Raw genomic sequence first — 262 nt, 5'->3', positions numbered from 1 at the left:
CTTCTATTTTGTCCACCAAACTCTGGACATTTGCTTTGTCTTCCTCAGTCAACTTGCCATCAACACATTTCTTCAGATTTTCAGCATTTTCTAATATGGCAGAGTCGTTGCTGTATTTGCTCACGTAATTAACATAGTCAGACACGGACGGGCCGAGAAAGTAAGTCACTTCCTGTTTGATAGCTGGGCAAATGCCACAATTTCCCCCTGAGGTCAGCAGCAGGGCAGCCCCAAGCAACACCACAGCACCAGTGAGCTTCAT

At 46.2% G+C, this 262-nt stretch carries 1 protein-coding gene; it reads right to left on the bottom strand.

The window, feature by feature from the left end; all coding sequences use genetic code 11:
- The coding region (locus D0T85_RS22430) for a hypothetical protein (protein ID WP_163215697.1) at positions 1–262 on the bottom strand (262 nt) is incomplete at both ends.

This window comes from Bacteroides sp. 519 (assembly GCF_010500955.1).
In the GTDB taxonomy this organism is placed as follows: domain Bacteria; phylum Bacteroidota; class Bacteroidia; order Bacteroidales; family Bacteroidaceae; genus Bacteroides.
The sequence above is the reverse complement of the archived record's forward strand: the minus strand, read 5'-3'. Positions and strand labels throughout refer to the sequence as shown.